Origin of the sequence: Desulfovibrio sp. 7SRBS1 (genome assembly GCF_049723905.1) — a bacterium.
Lineage (GTDB): Bacteria > Desulfobacterota > Desulfovibrionia > Desulfovibrionales > Desulfovibrionaceae.
On record NZ_JBJKFD010000001.1, the window covers coordinates 985677 to 1005065 of the forward strand.

The window sequence follows — 19389 nt, forward strand, 5'->3', positions numbered from 1 at the left end:
CAGCCATCAGCTTCCACACATTCACCCTATCTATTCTATTGTAAGAGAACACCCCGCCGGGAAACTTGCGATTCCCGTGCGGCGGAGAGAGTATTTAGGTGAAACCGTTCCCTGCGTCAAGGCGTTTTTTGATTGTCTTCAAAACTTCTTCATAACAAATCTAAATAATGATGCTTTTCCAAAAGACTTAACAGACAGCAGTCGTCTGACGAACTAGATCAAACAAAAAAACCGCGTGTTTGCCCACAAAAGAGCACACACGCGGTTTGAATATTAACAATATAGTTCGGACTAAAAAGGAGTCAGGCTTTCATACCCATCATCAGTTACGACAAGAGTCTGCTCAAACTGAGCGGACAAGGAGCCATCCTTGGTTACAGCAGTCCACTTATCTCCCAAAATCTTCACTCGCCAGTCTCCGAGGTTGACCATGGGTTCTATGGTAAAAACCATCCCCGGTAGTATGGGAACATTGTGCCCTGGACGGTGAAAATGAGCGACATCCGGTGCTTCGTGGAACGAGTAACCTACACCGTGACCCATAAAATCACGAACGACGGAGCATCCCTGCCCTTCCGCATATTCCTGGATGGCTTTGCCAATATCGTTAATGAGGTTTCCGGGACGGACTTGCTCCATACCGATACGCAGGCTTTCCCGTGCTACGGAAACAATCTTTTGCGCATCCTGACTGGGGGTGCCTACAAAAAACGTTTGATTACAATCGGCATAGTAGCCGTCGAGGATAGATGTGATATCAATATTGACTATATCTCCGTCCTGCAGCTCCCGTTCACTCGGGATACCATGGCAGACAACCTCGTTGAGAGAGGTGCATACACTTTTGGGGTAGCCCCTATATCCCAAGGGAGCAGGGCGGGCCCCATGACGGACAGTAAAGTCGTGTACTACGGCATTGATTTCATCGGTTGTCACACCGGGGCGAATAAGCGGCTTGACCTCTTCAAAGGTACGCATGACCAAATCACCAGCTTTTCGAATTCCGATCACAGCTTCAGGTGTTTTCAGCCGAATGCCATGTTTTTTGAAAAGAGCTTCTGCTGGATCAACGAAATTGTTTTTTCCCAGACAGCATTTTTTAAACTTTTTCCCGCTGCCGCAGGGGCACGGATCGTTACGTCCAACCTTACTACTAACCATGATAACTTCTTTGAAAATGTTTTAATACGGCTGCGTTTGCAGTTCCCCGCCCTTAAAAAATGCGGAACCCACCCTTAACGGGTGGGTTCCCTGTCCGGCGTCATGTAACCATGACACCCCATCCCTGCCCTCGCTCAAGATTTATCTTAACGAGGGTCTCTTCGGTTCCCGGAAGGGAATGTAGCACTGCCAGAAAAGACCGTCAACGAAAGCAGTGGGGTATATAGATCTAATTTTCTGTTTTTTTCTGAAGTTTTGCCCAACTATCTTTCAGTGTCGCCGTTCTGTTGAAAATGGGTTTCCCAGGCAGACTATCTTTACTGTCCACACAAAAATACCCAATACGCTCAAACTGAACACGCATGCCTGGCTCTGCATCTGCCAAGCTGGGTTCAACTTTGGCGGTAATGACCTTCAGCGACTCAGGATTGAGATTATCGAAAAAGTCTCCGCCCTCTTCGACTGCTTCGGGCTTGTCCGTGGCGAAAAGATGATCATAGAGCCTGACCTCGACATCAAGGGCATGCTTGGCACTCACCCAATGAAGGGTTCCCTTGACCTTGCGGCCATCCTTGGACCACCCACCACGTGTTTCCGGGTCGTAGGTACAATGAATTTCCATTATCTCGCCGTTGTCATCCTTCACCACATCGGTGCAGGTTACGTAGTAGGCATAACGGAGCCGTACTTCACGTCCTATGCCCAAACGGAAGAATTTCTTGGGAGGATTCTCCATGAAATCTTCACGCTCAATGTAAAACTCTCGTGAAAAAGGCACTTGGCGACTCCCCATAGAATCATCTTCCGGGGAATACGGAAAGGTAAACTCTTCGGTTTGGTCTTCCGGATAGTTGGTGATGACCACCTTTACCGGATTAACCACTCCCATGACGCGAGGCGAAGATGCGTTCAGACATTCCCGTACGCAGGCCTCCAACTGTCCGAATTCAACCCAATTGTCGCTACGCGCCACTCCAATCCGGTCGCAAAACATACGAATGGCTTCAGGCGGATAACCACGCCTACGAATTCCGGACAACGTGGGCATACGGGGGTCATCCCATCCTGTAACCTTTTTCTCCTGAACAAGACGTAGCAGCTTACGTTTGCTGACAATGGTATGGCTGAGGTTGAGCCGGGCCATTTCATACTGGTGAGGACGTGGAGAAATACCCAGTGTGTCCAACACCCAGTCATACAACTCGCGGTTGTTTTCAAATTCCAGGGTACATATCGAATGGGTAACGCCCTCAATACCGTCAGAAAGGCAGTGGGCAAAATCGTACATGGGGTAAATACACCAGTCGTCACCCGTCCGGTGATGGTGGACCTTTTTTATCCTATAAAGGGCCGGGTCTCGCATAATGACATTGGGAGATGCCATGTCGATCTTAGCCCGAAGGATATGGGTCCCCTCGTCGAACTCGCCCTTTTTCATCCCCTCAAAAAGAGTAAGGTTCTCCTCAATGCTTCGGTCCCTGTAGGGGCTGTTCTTTCCAGGAGAAGTCAACGTACCCCGGTACTCTCGGATTTCCTCGGGACTAAGGGAATCGACATATGCCTTGCCCATTTTAATGAGCTGCACCGCATAATCATGCAGTTTGGCAAAGTAATCCGAAGCGAAAAACATGTTTTCACCCCAATCAAACCCAAGCCAACGCACATCATTACGGATAGAGTCGACATACTCTGTCTCTTCCTTGGCAGGGTTGGTATCGTCAAAACGCAGATGACAGCGTCCCTTGTAATCCCTGGCCAAACCGAAGTTCAGGCAGATGGACTTTGCGTGTCCTATATGAAGATATCCGTTGGGTTCCGGGGGAAACCTGGTAACGACCGAGTCGTGTTTGCCTGAGGCAAAATCTTTATCGATGATGTCGCGTATAAAATTGGACGGCCCATTGTCTGTGGACGGAGTATCATGCCCTTGCTTGGTCATGGAGTCTTTTCCTTAAATGTAGCGTTTGTTCCGAGAAACGGCCCCGCATCGGCACTGGGGCCGAAATATTTACAGCCGATCATACTCAATTCATTGTTTGCTGAACAGTCCCAACCATCCGGTGCTCCTGCCACAAATTTTGCCTGAGCCTTTAAAGAGAAGAGCGAAAACAAGGTTGGCAAATCTGGGCCAAAATGCGGCTTTCGTCTTGAGCATCAATGCCCGGTTAAAACGAACTCTCCAGGGCGAACGACGAAAATCAACATCCTCCATACAAAGGACATTGCGCGACCGCTCCTGTATTTGCCGCTGTCCGGGACCGAACACCGTTGTCAGGGACTGGGGACAGTAGGGTTTGACGTGATCAAAATCCAGATAAAAATGAGCCCCCGGCAACGGAGCCAAAATAACAGCATGCCCGCCCGGCTTGAGGCAATCCAGATAATCATCCAAAAATGACAAGAGATCGTCATGCTGAAAATGTTCGATAATATGCGAAAAAACAACGCAATCGTACTTTTCGTGTTCTTTTTCAAAGTCGAACAAATCTGACGCAATAACTTTATACCCACGGGTCCGTGTCGATTCGGCCACTATCTGATTGCGCTCCACGCCAGTGAGGTTTTTAAAACCAAGTCGGCTCAACACATCGAGTTTGCGACCATATCCGCACCCGACATCCAGCACATGTCCGTCGCGGGAAACCGGTGCAAGCAATTTCACCAAGCGGGCGGTCTCGTCACGCGACAAAACCTTTGTCCAACGCTCCATGGCAGTTTTAGAAGCCATTATCGGAGTCGCCCTCCTTAAGAACCTGTAAGGTCCGGGCCAGCATGCGGGCGGCATTGCCCGCACCATCTAGATTCACGGAAATATTTCCAGCCTGTGCCTGCTGTACGCTTTCCAAAGTGCTGACAAATTGCTCAAAGGTAGTATTTGCAGCGTCCAGAGAGCGAAACGTAGGGATACGATGGGAAAGAAGCTCCACATGGCGTTCCTGCTCCTGGTCCTGCATCCCCCGCAGCAATACCATGCAAGGGATGTTACAGGCCATGACGTCGGTCAAGCTGTTGTATCCACCGTAAACAACCGCCATATCTGCCCGACGTATATCATTATGATAGGCAGCACCGAATGGACGCAGTTCGCAGATGGAACGTTCCCCCTGAAGTTCTCGACATCTACAAATGGCAGTCTGCATATCCTGCCCTGTCAAATCGGTATATATTCGCCACCTTCCGCCTGCGTTACCCCGCATGGCAACGCGTACAAGATACTCCAATATCCGCGGCGAATTCGCGTCGTTCCATGACAACGCGGCAACTCCGGCAAGCCGTCCACATTCGCTGGAAACGCCTGCCGATTCTCCCCCAGGCTCAGAGCGCCATGCCTCCAACTCTTTCATTCGAGAGACATACCCGGCCTCCCAGGGGGCCCTTCCGTAATGAGCCTGAAGTCGAGCGAGCTCTTCCGGCCCAAGGACCGAACTATCGCCATACCAGATCAAACCGTCATAATATTGCTTGAAGAACTCAGCGGACAATGGCGAAAAGACCTTCCCCACACTTCCCACAACAGCTCGAACCCCCAAATAATACTGTGTATCCGGACTTGAAGTCCGCAATGCAGGAACAAGCTCCTTGTGTTTTCCCTGGGGGGTATGATCAACCAAAAAAATCCGAGGATGGAGGTATCCGACCAGATCAGCAATCATATGCTCGCGGATATGCCCGAGTTCCTTGTCTCCGAATCCAGACGGCCCCGGCGCCCCGCACGAAACACCACCCACAACCGAGGTGGCATAGGACGGCAATTTGCAGCAGTCCAGGGGAGCCTCCCCTATCAACTCTGCAACCCGCGCACTTCCTGTTACCAACAACACCCTCAAATCCGGGTAAAGCCTGCGCAGCGCCATGCCAATGGCAGCGCTTCTGCTCACATGGCCGGTACCGCGTCCATCATGGGCATAAAGAAGTATATCCAGAAAAGGCGACTGCATTGCACCGTCCTTAATATCGTGAAACGTAGGAATCCATGCCGGAGGCAACGTCAGCATTGCAAAAAAATACAGGGCAGGCTATTCACGCCCCCCGTAACGCAGGACGTCTATCGACACTTGCGTCCCGACGAGCAAAACGCGGCACTTAAGCACATTTCCCGCCAGACCTCAACCGGCGGCAAAATACAAACGGCCATTGCAACACATTGGTATTCCGAGTACAGAGACCAGTGCAACAAGAATCTTCCTCTTCGACAGCAACTTTCAGGAATTACTGCGGGAAAATCCGGCACCTTCATGCATAGCGACGCGCCCATTTTCAATATTTTGATGTACTCCCATGACACCTACGGACTGGGGCACATCAGGCGAACCATGGCCATAGCCTCCCAAATCAAGAACCCGCAGGTGAACATCCTCATCTTGACGGGTTCTCCTATTGTGGGACGCTTCGATTTTCCCGAACAGATCGATTTTGTCCGCATCCCAGGGATGATAAAAAAAAGCAACGATCTGTATGTTCCGCACAGCATCAAAATCAATCCCAAGCATGCCTTGGAAATACGGCAGAACATCATCAAAGCTACTGCCAAGACCTTCCAGCCCAATCTTTTCATCGTGGACAAGGTTCCACTCGGCCTCAAACGGGAAATAATGCCCACCCTCAAAATGCTCAAGCGTACGCAGGCAAATTGCAGGACAGTTCTTGGACTTCGTGACGTTATGGATGATGCCGCCAGCACCATACGCGACTGGCGCAAAAAACGTATTTATGACGCTTTGGAAAAATACTACTCGGAAATTTGGGTGTACGGCGAACAGTGCCTGTATGACCCCATAGTGGAATACAAGATACCGGAATCCATCAGTAAAAAGATGTTTTTTACCGGCTATATCCCCCGCATCTCTCCCAATGGGAGAGAGACCCGGAAAGAAGAACGGGTCGAATGTAATCAGAAGCTCGTTCTCGTTACCACCGGTGGCGGAGGCGACGGCTTCCCCCTTATTGATAATTATCTCCGTATGCTGGAAATAAATCCGCCCAATAACAATTTGCGAAGCATTATTGTTTCCGGCCCGTTTATGCCCAAGGAAGAGCGCCTGCTCATTGCCAAACGCTGCAAAAAACTCCCGGTTAAATATTATCATTTCAACCGACGCATGGAGCGGCTCATAGCGGCAGCAGACCTTGTGGTCAGCATGGGCGGATACAACACGGTTTGTGAAATCCTCAGCCATCGGAAAGTGGGACTCATAGTTCCCAGGGAAACTCCCCGCCTGGAACAACGTATCCGGGCTGAGTTTATGAAACGCCATGGGTTGATAGATTTCATCCCCTGGTCTGAACTTTCTGCTCAGACTTTACGGGAAAAAATAGACAACCTTCTGAGCGATCTTACACCTTGTCAGGACGCGGTTAAAAAATTCCAGCTCAGCGGGCTGGACAACATCCGCCAGAGAATCAACTGCTTTCAATCCGAAATGATATGAATACGACACCCAACAACAAAGTACTCGGAATGGTTCTCAAAGGGTATCCGAGAATCTCCGAGACCTTTATATCCAACGAAATTCTATTGCTGGAAAGTCGTGGTTTTAAGATTCATCTTATCTCCATGCGTAAGCCGCGCGAATCCTTCAGCCACAAATCGGTCAAGGAAATCAAAGCCAAGGTTGACTACCTTCCCTGCACGATCGGCGGCAACTTTCTGCATTTGGCAAAGGCAGCTTTCAAGGCCGCCCGACTGCACCCAAAAGGTTTTCGCGACGCGCTCAAGCTTACGGGCCGTCGTCTGCTCCGTTCTCGAAAAACCGCGACAATTAAGCACTTTCTTCAGGCGTGCTACATCGTATCGGAAATCCTTCCCGACTCCGGTATCAGCCACCTCCATGCCCACTTTGCCCATTCCCCCACGTCCGTAACCATGTTTGCCAGCCGCATCAGCGGACTGCCTTTCAGCTTTACAGGACACGCAAAGGACATCTGGACACAGAATCCTGTCCAGCTTGCAGAAAAACTCGGACAGGCAAAATTCGCGGTCACATGTACGAAAAGCAATGCCGCCTATCTTGCGTCCCTGAATCAAAACTGTACCCCGCACTGCGTATACCACGGGATCGACTTGTCCCTGTTCTCGCCTAATGGCAGACTCCCCGAATCCAAGTCGCCGTATCGCATACTGACAGTTGCCCGGCTTACCGGTAAAAAAGGACTGCCTACCGTATTCAAAGCACTCCGGTTGCTGCGTGAAGACGGTATAAAATTTTCCTATTGTCTTATCGGCGACGGCGACATGCGTGATGAGCTGCTGACACTGCTTGAGGAGCAGAATATTGACGACATCACCCAATGGCTGGGCACCCAGCCGCATGAAGAAGTCGTACGTCAGTTCGAACAGGCCGACGCCTTTGTCTTGGGCTGCCAAATAATGGAAAACGGCGACCGTGACGGCATCCCCAACGTGATGGTAGAAAGTATGGCCATGAACGTCCCAGTGGTAAGCACCAAGGTTTCCGGAATCCCCGAGCTGGTGGACAACGACTTTTCCGGCCTTCTGGTTGCCCCCAACGACCCGCAGGCCATGGCGGATGCACTCAAGAAAACGCTCACCGACCAGGAATATCGCAAAACAGTCATTCCCCGTGCCCATGCCAAGGTCCATGCCGAATTCAACAACAAGGCACTGATTATGGATTTGGCCGATGTATACGAACAACACGGCCTGGGACCCAAGGCAGGCTGATAACGCCGAAGCAGGCGGCGAAGTCCCATGCGCATCGCCTATTTTATGCCATTAAAACCTTTGGGCCATCCCCGCCCCTCGGGCGATTTGGTCATGGGTACAGGGCTTTACGACTTTCTCAAAAAAAGAGGACACTCAATCCGGCTTGCCAGTCGTTTGCGTACCCGACAAACTTATCTGCACCCCTGGCTCTGGCCAGAAGTAATTTGTTCCCGACTGCTGACAAACAAATGGGCACAGGATTTCAAACCAGACCTCTGGCTGACCTACCACGCCTACTACAAAGCTCCTGATATTCTCGGCCCCGCATGCGCCAGGGCTTTGGGAATTCCCTACGTCATCTTTCAAGGCGCTTACGCCACCAAACACCGCAGACGCCCGCTGCACAGAGCGGGGTTTTACCTCAACCGCTACTCACTGGAAGCGGCAGATCTGGTTATCTGCAATAAAAAACGCGATTATCGCAATTGTCATCGGTTATTGCCGGAAGACAAACTTCTCTTTATTCGCCCCGGTCTGAACCCGAAAGAATTTTATTTTTCCCCTTCGCAAAGAAAACAAATTCGCGCCCACCTGGCCCCGGACAATGCTCCACTCATTCTAAGCACCGCCATGATGCGCAACGATGTGAAATCCCAGGGCGTTGCCTGGCTCCTCACGGCATTGGACAAACTGGCGCGGAGCGGAAATAATTTCAGGTTGGCAGTAATTGGCGACGGTCCCAAGCATACCGAGCTGAAAAAAATGGGAGAAAAACTCCTTGGAGATCGCTGTCGATTTCTGGGCCGCATTCCACGCAACGAACTCTTCCGCTATTACAGTGCCGCCGATATTTTTGCTTTCCCAGGGATCAACGAATCCTTTGGAATGGCTTTTCTCGAGGCCCAGAGCTGTGGTCTGCCTGTGGTAGCCTTCAATGGATGGGGAGTTCCGGAAGCTGTGGAAAATACGGTAACCGGCTTGCTCTCTCCTCCCTTCGAGGAAGACGCTTTTCTCAAGAATATCAAAACCCTCCTGGCCAACAAGGAGCTTCGGAAGGCAATGGGCGCTCACGCTGCAACAAGAGTCCGTGAAGAACATGATGAAAACCGGAACCTGAGCTTTTTTGAAAAAGCTCTGCAAAAGCTGCACACCAATTTTTTCCTGAAAAGGCGGCCCTGAATGACCAACCGACATCCCACACGTATTCTGCTTATCCGCCATGCCCTCACGCCGTGGAACGTCGCTCGCCGCATACAAGGAGTTCGCGATATTCCTTTGTGTGCCCAAGGAGTGCGTATGGCGGCAGAGTGGAGCAAATCCCCCCTGCTGGCGGAGGTCAGTGCAATCTGCACCAGCCCGCTCAGCCGCGCGCACGAAACAGGGCGCATTATAGGTCGAAAAAAAGGCATGTGTCCTCTCATCGTCCCCCAGTTGGTGGAGCAGGATTGGGGTGAATGGGATGGCTTGCCCCTGCAGTCCTTGCACACAAAGCATGCTGCGGAATTGAAAATTCAAGCAGACAAAGGCTGGGAATTTCAACCACCCAATGGTGAATCTCGAGCCCAGACAAGGGACAGGGCACTGGCCGCACTGGCAAAACTGGCCGCTCAAAATACCGGACAAACAACTCTTGTGGTTACGCACAACAGCGTGCTGCGTTGCATTTTATATCACTATCTGGGAATGCCATTTACCGAGGATCAACCCATACGCCTTTCCCGGGAATATGCCGTGCACACGCTTGTAAGCCAAAACGGCGACCTGCATTTGGCAAACTACGGAGTAATTCTGTGAAGATAATCCAATACAGCCAGCATGTTCTGGGCATGGGACATTTTTTCCGTAGCAGAGAAATAGCCGCGGGATTATCGGCAAAGGGCAACAACCAGGTAATCCTGGCATCCGGGGGAACGGCTGTGGATATGCCCCTGCCGAACAATGTTCGATGCATGAACATGCCCGCACTGGTCATGGATAACTCCTTTCTGGGATTCTTCAACCCGGACGGACGCGATGTAGAGGAAGTGCAGCAAGAGCGTACCGCAATGCTTTTTGACCTGTTTGAAAAAGAACGCCCAGACGTGTTTCTGGTTGAACTTTTTCCCTTTGGCCGCAAAAAATTTCGGTTTGAACTCCTTCCACTGCTTCAGGCAATAAAGGGTGGCCGATTTGGAGAAATCAAAGTCATATGCAGCCTCCGGGACATTCTTGTCGAACGCGACGATCAGGAAAAATACGAAAACAGGGTGTTGGAAACCCTGAACAAATACTTCCACGCGGTTATTGTTCATTCCGACCCCCGAGTGATCAGGCTGGAACAGACCTTCCCTGCTTTGGACAGATTAGACATTCCACTGAAATACAGCGGCTATGTTGCCTCTCCAGCTCCGTCAAAAGGCCGCTTCGCCCTAAGAAGCGAACTGGGAATTCCCGCAGATCATCCATATATTCTGGTGAGTGCCGGGGCTGGCAGCGTTGGTGGTCCGCTTATGCGGGCAGCAGCCGAAGCATTTCAACGCCTTATTGAAGAATTCCCCAAAGCGCGCATGAAAATGTTCACAGGCCCAGGGCTTGATGAAGACTCCTACTCCATGTTGCGACGTGCCGAAATTCATGGACTGGAAGTGCAACGCTTTACCCCGTGCTTGCCCGACCACATGGCGGCCTGCGACCTGTCTATCAGCATGGGCGGATACAACACCACCATGAATATTCTGGCCTCCCGCGTTCCAGCATTGGTCCTGCCTTTCAACGCCAATAGGGAGCAGACTCTCCGCGCACAGTTACTGGAAAAACGCGGTCTGCTTGCCGTTCTCTCCCCCCAGAACCTTGATCCTGCAAGATTATGCTCCCGTATGCGTTCGATGCTGGATGACGGAAAACGTCCTGCCGGGCCATGCCCGGACCTTAAGGGAGCGGATGCAACCCGTATTTTAATAGAACGCCTGTTTTAAAATTTTTCACACCAAAGTTGCGCCTATAAAGTAGGCGGTTTTTCCTTCCCTGCCTTCATAGCTGGCACCTCACGCAAGACGCTATCTCCAGACGGCCTGCAACAGCGTCCTTTTTTGGGCTGGCATAATGTCTGCTTTGGTCCTTTTTTTCCGCACCAGGTTGCCTGGGTAATCCACCGGCAGGCTTTGCTTTCTTCGAGGATTGGTTTATTAAAAAGCGGGGAGGAAAACTCAACTGAAGTCTTTGCCATGTCCAAAAAACATCTCATATACAACTTAGCACCATTCCATGGGAATACGAAGTCGAATGCCCGGCTTACTTTGCCCTTTGCCAAGTCCGTATCCATAAGCCTGAAGAGCTTGAGGGTTCGTTTTTTTCGCTCCCTGCTTACGGTTATGACGCTGGTACTTGCAGTAGCCTTTCTGGGTTTTACCCTGAGCGGCGGCACAATTGCCCAAGGCGTGCTCGATTCCGGTGTGGAAGGACTTCGTCTGGCTGTCATCAGAGCAGGATTCGACATTGATCCGCTTACGGGTATCATCGGCAGTACGGCCAAAGACCGCTGGATCATATTGCTTTCCCTGCTGGTTTGCACAGTGGGAATCGTCAACGCCCAGCTCATGGCAGTAACCGAACGGTTTCGAGAAATCGGCACCATGAAATGCCTTGGGGCGCTGGACAGTTTCGTTCTGCGCCTTTTTCTTTTGGAAGCCGGATTTCAAGGTTTTGCAGGATCTTTGGCCGGAAGCCTGTTGGGAGGACTGGCAGCCCTTGCCATAAGCCTTATCCGCTTTGGTACTGCCGCCCTTACAAACCTCCCTGTAGGAACATTTTGTCTGTCCCTGCTTACTGCAACCGGAGTGGGGCTGGGACTGTCTTTGGTCGGCGTGTTATACCCGGCCATTGTCGCCGCAAAAATGCAGCCTGTGGACGCAATGCGTTCCGAAGGCTGAAAACCGATCACAACGAGCCTTTTATGAGCGAGTCGCACACCATTGTTCGGACCACCCAGGTTCGGAAGACCTTCACCATGGGCAACCAAAAGCTGGAAGCCCTCAAGGGCATCGACCTGGAAATACAGGCCGGAGAATATATTTCCATAATGGGGCCGTCCGGATCAGGTAAATCCACGTTATTCAACATGATCGGCGGCCTGGATAAACCTTCTTCCGGTAAAGTTTTCATCGACGAAGTCGATATCGCCCAGCTTGATGCATTTGAATTGGCCTGGCTCCGCAACCGAAAAATCGGATACATATTTCAAACCTTCAATCTCATCCAGGTCATGACCGCCCTTGAAAATGTTATGCTGCCCATGACCTTTGGAGGGATGGATGATGATAACGCCATGGAACGCGGTGTGGAACTGCTGCGTATGGTCGGGCTGGACAAACGGTTCAATCATAAACCCCAGGAACTGTCCGGAGGACAGCAGCAACGTGTGGCCGTTGCCCGCTCGCTGGCCAACGCCCCTTCCATCATCCTTGCCGATGAACCCACAGGCAACCTCGACCTTTCCACTGGTGCTGAAATCATTGAACTCCTGCGCGAACTGAGCCACGAACAGGGCGTGACCATCATAACGGCCACCCACGACTACAAAATGCTCAATGTCTCGGATCGGGTTATCTGGATCGTCGACGGACGCATCGACAAAATCGAAAACCGCGATCAGCTCGACATTCACGTCGGTGAAATCGCTGCCAGAGAGTAACGAGTGAAAAACTTCACCTCGCGTCCTCATCTCCAGTGCTTTTTCCTTTTTTGCGTTCTCTGGCTTATTCTGCCATGCACAGCAAAATCAGCATCCGCCGTTGACTTCAACCTTGAACACACGGTTCGTGCATTAGCCGCACTGGAAGACCGCAGCCTGGGAACAGATGGAAGCACCAAGGCTGCCCAACTTGTTGAAAAGGCTTTCAAACGCCTCTCCCCTGACGAGGCAGGCATACAAAAGTTCCTTGCCCCGGTCAGAATACAGCATGACAGCAGTCTGTTCGACCTCAATTCCAAGCGTACACTCTCCCTTACGGCGTTGCAGATTAATGCAATATCCCCGCAGACCTTGCCCCAACAGGGCATAGAAGCCCCCCTGGTTTACGGAGGAGACGGTTCACTTTCTGCCCTCGATGGCAGGCCGATCAAAGATTGTATTGTCCTTTTGGAGCTTGAATCGGGAAAGAACTGGAACAATGCAGCCATGCTGGGCGCAAAGGCTGTCATATTTCTCGACTCTGGCAAACGAGGCAAAGGTACTTTTCAGGAGAAAAAGGAGCTTACTCCGTTCGGTCTGCCAACCTTTCTCATGCCTCGACGCGAAGCAGAACAGACATGGCGGGGGTTTGACGAAAAAAAGTCTGCGCCAGATGCCTGGAAAACACCACTTTCCAAGGTCCACCTCTCTTGCAATATCAGTTGGGAACGCGTCAGCGGACAAAATGTTTACGCCCTTTTTGAAGGAAACGACCCCGATCTCAAAGAACAACTTCTTATTGTACAGGCATCCTACGATACGGGATTTTTTGCCTACGGTCGTTCACCGGGGGCGGACCAGGGGCTGTCCATTGCTGCAATGCTTGAGATGGCCGAACGTATTGCCAAGAACCGGCCCAAACGCTCGGTATTATTTGTTGCCACCGCAGGAACCGGTTACGGACAGGCTGGCATGCGGGCTTTTGTTGCAGCCATTCGATCTAAATTTACGCGACTCAAAGACATTGAGAGGGAAGAAAAAAAACGAGCAAAAACCGCCAAAGCCGTGCTTAAGACTCTTGAAAAAGGGATAGACACCAGTACCATATCCACGCCTGAAGCGCGTGATGTACGGACGGCCTTGCAAAACCAGGTCAAAAACAGCATCGACCAGCTCTCCAACCGACTCATGCGCCTGCGACTGCAAAACGCGCCCGGCAACATCATGGAGATAGAGCGGCTTGACGCTGTCCGTCTGGCAATGCGCCGTCTTGTCTGGAACGAAACTCTGGCCAATCTGAAGCCGGATGAACTTGAACTGCTCAATGGATTTCTTAATACGGCCCGGCAGAGGCAAAAAGATATCGTAGCGGATGCAAGTATTCAGTCCAAAACCGTCAAAACCGCAAAGAAAATCAGATCGATAGTTGCCCGAATGGAGGTTGCAGCCTCCGTATCCCTCTATATTTCCAGCCATGGGGACGGATTGGGAGCATTCGACTACGGATTCATGTACGACATCCGTCCGGACCGCAACCGTAATCCCAGCTATTCCTTCATTGAACGCATTATGCGTCGCGAGGTGCAAAAACTTCCCGAAGATTTGCAGCGATTGTACAAAGATACCTTACGCCCCAGCCGCATACGAACCTGGCAAAGCTATTTTACGGACAAGCCATTTTTCGGTGGCGAGGTTGCCGCTTTGGGCGGTTATCTCGGGCTGACCCTGGCTACAACAGGCGACGGTAGAGCTTTTTGGGATACGCCATACGACACAATTGAAAAGGTGGACTTTACTTCTGCCCACCGACAAAGCCGTCTTGCTTTACGCATGATCCAGACTCTGGCCAACGAGGAGCAGGCCCTTTTCGAGGAAGCCCCCCGCCTGGGCATAGCAGACCTGGACGGAGACGCCCAGTTCATCCGCCATGGCGAACTCTTCCCGGAACAACCGGCTCCCGGCACAATCATCCAGGCCTATCAGGGACCGGCTGTCTACTTTGCTATGGCTGACACGAATGGAAGGTTCTCTTTCAATGGCATTTGCGACAAAAAAAATACTTTCCACAAGGTTGTGCTGGAAGGATACCGCTTTGATCCGCAGACCGGCGACGTGATATGGGCCATCGATAAAAAACAAACCGGAAAAGACAACTACCGCGTCAAAATGAACCGGCGCTATATGGAAACCGACCTAGTCATGTTCACGGCCCGGCAGATCACCTTTTTCGATCTTCTGGAGCCACGGACCTTCAATTATATGACCCGCCTCGACATGTTTGACGGACGGCGCGATACGGTCCCCATGCGTTATTGGTACAGCCGCATAGACACCAGAGATTCCACTATGGCCGCGCTGTTCGTGGAACCGGATACGCCTGTCAAATTCACGTTGTCGGACACATTGCTCACACGCAAACTCATTCTTACCAACGGTAATTCCCAAACGCCCAATGGCAAGGGGTACCTGACGACGAGAAAAGAGGACGTTCTGCCCACTGAATACTCCGTGGCACACGACATGTGGCAGCTTCTTGCCCCACGCATACACAATCTGGAAAGCCACGGTGTGGTCAACGACCGCATCGATCAATTACGACAAGAAGGACTTACCTATCTGCAAACAGCTAAGGAAGCCCTTGCGGTCTATAATTACAGCGACTTTGTTGAAAACTCCCGGGCATCATGGGCCCTGGCCGGACGAGTCTACAGCGACGTTCAGAACACCCAGAAGGATGTTCTGGTTGGGGTGCTTTTCTACATCGCCCTTTTTGTACCCTTTGCCTACTGTCTGGAACGGGTACTTTTTGCGTTTGCCGACATACACAAACGCATCCTCGGCTTCCTTGGCATACTCTGCGCCGTCATCGGCGTAGTCTACTTTGTCCATCCAGCCTTTCAGCTTACCTATTCGCCGCTTGTCGTCATCCTGGCATTCTTCATCGTCGGGCTCTCGGCCATGGTTTCACTGATCATCTTCTTCCGTTTTGAAAAGGAAATGCAGTCTCTGCAACGACGCTCACAACACATGGCGGAGGAAAAGGACGTTTCCCGCTGGAAGGCCTTTACCTCGGCCTTTGTCATCGGAGTCAGCAACCTTCGGCGCAGGCCAATCCGGACGGTGCTCACCTGCGTAACCCTGGTTATCCTGACTTTCACCATAATGAGCTTCACCGCAGTAAAAAGTGTTCGCCAAAGCACAGACGTCCTTTTCAGCAAAACAGCACCTTACAAGGGTGTCCTCGTCAAGGCCATGGGCTGGAACACGCTCCCCCCCCTTGCCGAAGATATTCTCACCAACGCCTTTGCCGACAGGGCTACTGGCAGCCCAAGGCTTTGGCTTGAGACTCCAGAGCGCACTGAGGCTGTTTATGTTCCCCTCAAACGAGACCAACATTTCGCGCAAGCCAGAGGCATGGTAGGACTCGGCGCGCAAGACCCGCTGTTTCCAGAAGGAATTTCCCAATCTCTCGTTGGAGGAAGATGGTTCACTCCCAACGAAAATAACGTCTGTCTCCTTCCGCTTGTCCTTGCAAAGCGCCTCGGAATAGACCCCAAAAATCCCGAGGGAGCAATTGATGTGTGGGGAACCGAGTTCCAGGTCATCGGTTGCTTTGATGGACAGGCCTTTAACAAAATTACCGACTTGGACGGCGAACCTCTTACTCCGGCCATCTATCCCAACGAAATGGTTGTCGAAATGAACGAAACCGAAATGGAGGCTCTCGAGTCGGGAGAAGATGTTCGTTCCTTCCAGGGACGCTACCAGCATGAAGATGCATCGCGCATAATTCTGGCACCAGCCTGTACTGTCCGGACCATGGGCGGCAACTTCAAAGCAATTGCCGTCGTACCGAATTCTCCAGACGGAGTACGCAGTCTGGCACGCTCCATGGTGGACCGCTTCGGCCTTACATTGTTCGCCGGAACGGACAAAGGAACCTATGTGTACCAGGCATCGGATGCCATCAACTACTCCGGGGTCCCCAATATCATCATCCCGCTCCTCATCGCTGTGTTCATCGTCCTCAACACCATGATTGCCAGCGTGTACGAGCGCAAAAAAGAAATCGGCATATATACTTCCATTGGCATGGCCCCCACGCATGTGGCGTATCTCTTTGTGGCCGAGGCCGTGGCTTTTGCCGTCATCAGCGTGGTGATAGGTTACCTTGTGGCTCAGACGGCTGCAGGTCTTCTGGCTGGTACTTCCATCTGGGCGGGCATGACCGCCAACTACTCTTCTCTGGCTGGCATAGCCGCGATGATTCTGGTCATCTTGGTAACACTGCTCTCGGTCATCTATCCCGCCCGTGTCGCTGCCAACATCGCCATTCCGGATGTGAATCGTTCCTGGACCATGCCCAAAACCGATGGCAACAAGATGGTCGTTACACTTCCCTTTCTGCTGCGCTATCACGAGCAGGAAAACATAGGCGGCTTTCTCATGACTTATCTGGAAGCACACAAGGACGTATCGCACGGTATGTTCAGTTCCGATGCCATCGATTGTTTGTACGCTTGTCCTGTACCCAAAACGATTACCAGCAACAAAAACGCCCAGAAGCCTTGTCTGACCGTTAAAGCCCGCGTTTGGCTGGCGCCATTCGACTTCGGCGTTAAGCAAACCACGGAGCTTGTCTTTTGCCCGGCCCAAAGCGCTCCCGACTTTCTGGAAATACAAGTTCGGATTGTGCGCGAGACGGGCGAAGAAGATATGTGGCTCAGAATCAACAAAAACTTCCTCAATGCCATCAGGAAGCAGCTTTTGGTGTGGCGCTCCCTGCGAGAAGACGCCAAACCGCGATTCGGACAAATACTGCATGACCATATCAATGGGGACAGGCCCCAAGACCAAACAACGGGAACAATGAGCGTATCCGAACAAATCGACACCATGGGGGCGGCATGAGAACCAGAATCCGCCTGCGTGCCATAGCCCTAGGGGTGATAGGGGGCCTGCTCATATGCGCTGCAACCCCTTTCAACAACCTGTATCTGCGGGCCACACTTCTCGGTGGGGGGCATTTTCCCCTGGCACCCTTTTTCGTCATCACCTGGCTGGCCATCCTGATAGCGATTATCGCCAGAATCAGTAAGCGCCCTGCTTTCCTGTCGGGGCTTGAACTCCTGGTATCGTGGATCCTCATGGTACTCGTTTCCGGTATTCCCTACACAGGACTGGTCCGGACTTTTTTCACCAACCTGACCGCTCCCGTTTATTTCGACACTCCTGGAAACCGCTGGGCCTCGCTCATAAAACCATATCTGCCGAGCGGGCTTTTTCCCACCAGCACAGCTGCGGTTCAGCAATTATATGATGGCATTCCCGGTGGCGTATCCATGTCCACCAGCGAGCTTGCAGGCCATATTCCCTGGCATGCCTGGGTAACACCGTTCATATGGTGGGGGGCATTCATCTTTCTTTGCTACTTCTGCATGCTCTGTCTGGTGAATATTTTCAGTCGGCAGTGGGTGGAAAACGAACGCGTTAATTTCCCTTTGCTGGCCCTGCCCATGGCAATGGAAGAATCCCTGGACGAAAACAAACTCGGAGCTTTCCTGACCAATCGGTATCTGCTCATCGGCATGCTCATCCCCGTGATTTTGCATACTATAAATGGGCTGAATGCTTTTTTCCCACAGGTACCACAGTTCCCAACCCTCTTTTTGGCGGGCAAGTACTTCGCCAAGTTTGGTCTGTTTTCAGGTTTCCATAAGCTCAAAGTCTATATTTATCCTGCCTTTATCGGCTTTGCCTTCGTGACCTCCCGCCAGATTTCATTCAGTCTCTGGTTCTTTTACATTACCGGATGTCTTCTTGCCGGACTGTTGGAAATTACAGGACTGAACATCCCACCCAGCGCACTGGGAGTGACCTTTGGCCCGACGCTTTCCAGCGTCCCTGAAACTCAGATGATTGGCGCATACCTCGTCTTCTTTTTGTTCATCGTCTGGCTGGCAAGACAGCATCTTGTCCGGGTATTCAAAAGCGCGCTCTTCCTGTCCAAACCAGAAGAAGCCGCGTGGTTTTCGGTACGAATTTCATTTTGGGGATTCATTCTAGGCTTTGGCCTGTTGGTTTTGTGGTGCTCGCACTTTGGCATGTCCATGCTCACCGCAGTGCTGGTGATGGTTGCCTTCTTTCTCTTTTCCCTCGTGGCCAGCCGCATCATCTGCCAGGGCGGCATCGCCTACTTCACGCTCACCACAGCCCCGCTGGATTCCCTTATGGCCTTTTTCGGTTCAAAGGTTTTCAGCCCGGCAGGGCTGCTGCTCTCGGCAGTCGCCCAAAAAGTCCTCTTTGTGGATTTTCGCGAATCACTCATGCCCTCCTTGGTTCACGGAGCAAAAGTAGGAGAAAAGATAAAAAACCGGCGGCTATATCTGACAGGAATCGTAGCGGTTGTCTTGCTCGGCGTAGTGGTGAGTTTCGCAGCCATGCTGATGTTGTGCTACAGGTATGGTCTGCGGGAACTTGATTTGGACTGGGCCACGCGAACAACGCTTACAGTCTATGAAAACGTAGGCCGGATAACGGAAAACGCTTCCTCCCCTTCACATTGGGTGGGGACGTTCTCCATCATCGGTGGGCTGATCATGCTTGCCCTGGTATTTTGCTACCATCGCTTCTACTGGTGGCCCATCCATCCCATAGGATACCTGGCCACATATTCGTCTGCCATGCGCATTCTTTGGTTTTCTTTTTTCATAGGGTGGCTGGTCAACCAGCTGTCCTTACGCTACGGCGGAATCACGCTGTTCAAAAAAGTACGTTTTTTCTTTTTCGGACTCATTCTCGGAGACTTTCTCATGGGCGGCCTGTGGGCGCTCATAGGGCTGGAAACAGGCATAAGCTACATGGTGCTGCCGGACTAGGCTTTCTGCAAAAAAGACCGCAGCATACGGAAATCCCC

The 19389-nt window shown here is 51.7% G+C and carries 13 protein-coding genes; 9 read left to right on the forward strand and 4 right to left on the reverse strand.

All coding sequences use genetic code 11. The annotated features are described in order from the left end of the window. Positions 1–291: 291 nt before the first annotated feature. The 4 genes from map to ACI0FJ_RS04880 all read right to left on the reverse strand — a co-directional run bounded on the left by map (position 292) and on the right by ACI0FJ_RS04880 (position 5099). Positions 292–1161, reverse strand: a complete 870-nt coding sequence (map, locus tag ACI0FJ_RS04865) for a type I methionyl aminopeptidase (RefSeq protein WP_424299754.1) — start codon at positions 1159–1161, stop codon at positions 292–294. A 229-nt stretch (positions 1162–1390) separates the two neighbouring features. Further along, positions 1391–3100: a glutamine--tRNA ligase/YqeY domain fusion protein gene (locus ACI0FJ_RS04870; protein WP_424299757.1), complete on the reverse strand. Its 1710-nt coding sequence runs from the start codon at positions 3098–3100 to the stop codon at positions 1391–1393. A 90-nt stretch (positions 3101–3190) separates the two neighbouring features. After that, the gene (locus tag ACI0FJ_RS04875) at positions 3191–3958 is read right to left on the reverse strand and encodes a class I SAM-dependent methyltransferase (protein WP_424299760.1); all 768 of its coding nucleotides are present in this window, start codon (positions 3956–3958) and stop codon (positions 3191–3193) included. Continuing rightward, positions 3879–5099, reverse strand: a complete 1221-nt coding sequence (locus ACI0FJ_RS04880; RefSeq protein ID WP_424299763.1) for a hypothetical protein — start codon at positions 5097–5099, stop codon at positions 3879–3881. Before ACI0FJ_RS04880 ends, ACI0FJ_RS04875 begins: the two co-directional genes overlap by 80 nt. 297 nt (positions 5100–5396) lie before the next feature. On the opposite strand from ACI0FJ_RS04880, the gene ACI0FJ_RS04885 reads away from it, so the two are divergent. The 9 genes from ACI0FJ_RS04885 (at position 5397) to ACI0FJ_RS04925 (ending at position 19351) form a co-directional block, all read left to right on the forward strand. Next, positions 5397–6590 (forward strand): glycosyltransferase family protein, encoded by a 1194-nt coding sequence (locus ACI0FJ_RS04885; RefSeq protein WP_424306486.1) that lies wholly within the window; start codon positions 5397–5399, stop codon positions 6588–6590. Next, positions 6587–7843, forward strand: coding sequence for a glycosyltransferase family 4 protein (locus ACI0FJ_RS04890; protein ID WP_424299766.1), 1257 nt, complete (start codon positions 6587–6589; stop codon positions 7841–7843). The genes ACI0FJ_RS04885 and ACI0FJ_RS04890 overlap by 4 nt, the downstream gene beginning before the upstream one ends. 27 nt (positions 7844–7870) lie before the next feature. Further along, positions 7871–9004, forward strand: a complete 1134-nt coding sequence (locus tag ACI0FJ_RS04895; RefSeq protein ID WP_424299769.1) for a glycosyltransferase family 4 protein — start codon at positions 7871–7873, stop codon at positions 9002–9004. Next, positions 9005–9619, forward strand: coding sequence for a histidine phosphatase family protein (locus tag ACI0FJ_RS04900; protein ID WP_424299772.1), 615 nt, complete (start codon positions 9005–9007; stop codon positions 9617–9619). It abuts the gene before it with no gap. Continuing rightward, the gene (locus ACI0FJ_RS04905) at positions 9616–10779 is read left to right on the forward strand and encodes a glycosyltransferase family protein (RefSeq protein WP_424299775.1); all 1164 of its coding nucleotides are present in this window, start codon (positions 9616–9618) and stop codon (positions 10777–10779) included. The genes ACI0FJ_RS04900 and ACI0FJ_RS04905 overlap by 4 nt, the downstream gene beginning before the upstream one ends. Before the next feature lie 249 nt (positions 10780–11028). Next, positions 11029–11733: an ABC transporter permease gene (locus tag ACI0FJ_RS04910; protein WP_424299778.1), complete on the forward strand. Its 705-nt coding sequence runs from the start codon at positions 11029–11031 to the stop codon at positions 11731–11733. Positions 11734–11756: 23 nt separating this feature from the next. Beyond that, complete coding sequence (locus ACI0FJ_RS04915; protein ID WP_424299781.1) at positions 11757–12494, forward strand: ABC transporter ATP-binding protein; 738 nt, start codon at positions 11757–11759, stop codon at positions 12492–12494. A gap of 3 nt (positions 12495–12497) precedes the next feature. Continuing rightward, positions 12498–17384, forward strand: a complete 4887-nt coding sequence (locus tag ACI0FJ_RS04920) for an FtsX-like permease family protein (RefSeq protein WP_424299784.1) — start codon at positions 12498–12500, stop codon at positions 17382–17384. Then, positions 17381–19351, forward strand: a complete 1971-nt coding sequence (locus tag ACI0FJ_RS04925) for a DUF6785 family protein (protein WP_424299787.1) — start codon at positions 17381–17383, stop codon at positions 19349–19351. Before ACI0FJ_RS04920 ends, ACI0FJ_RS04925 begins: the two co-directional genes overlap by 4 nt. Positions 19352–19389 lie beyond the last annotated feature (38 nt).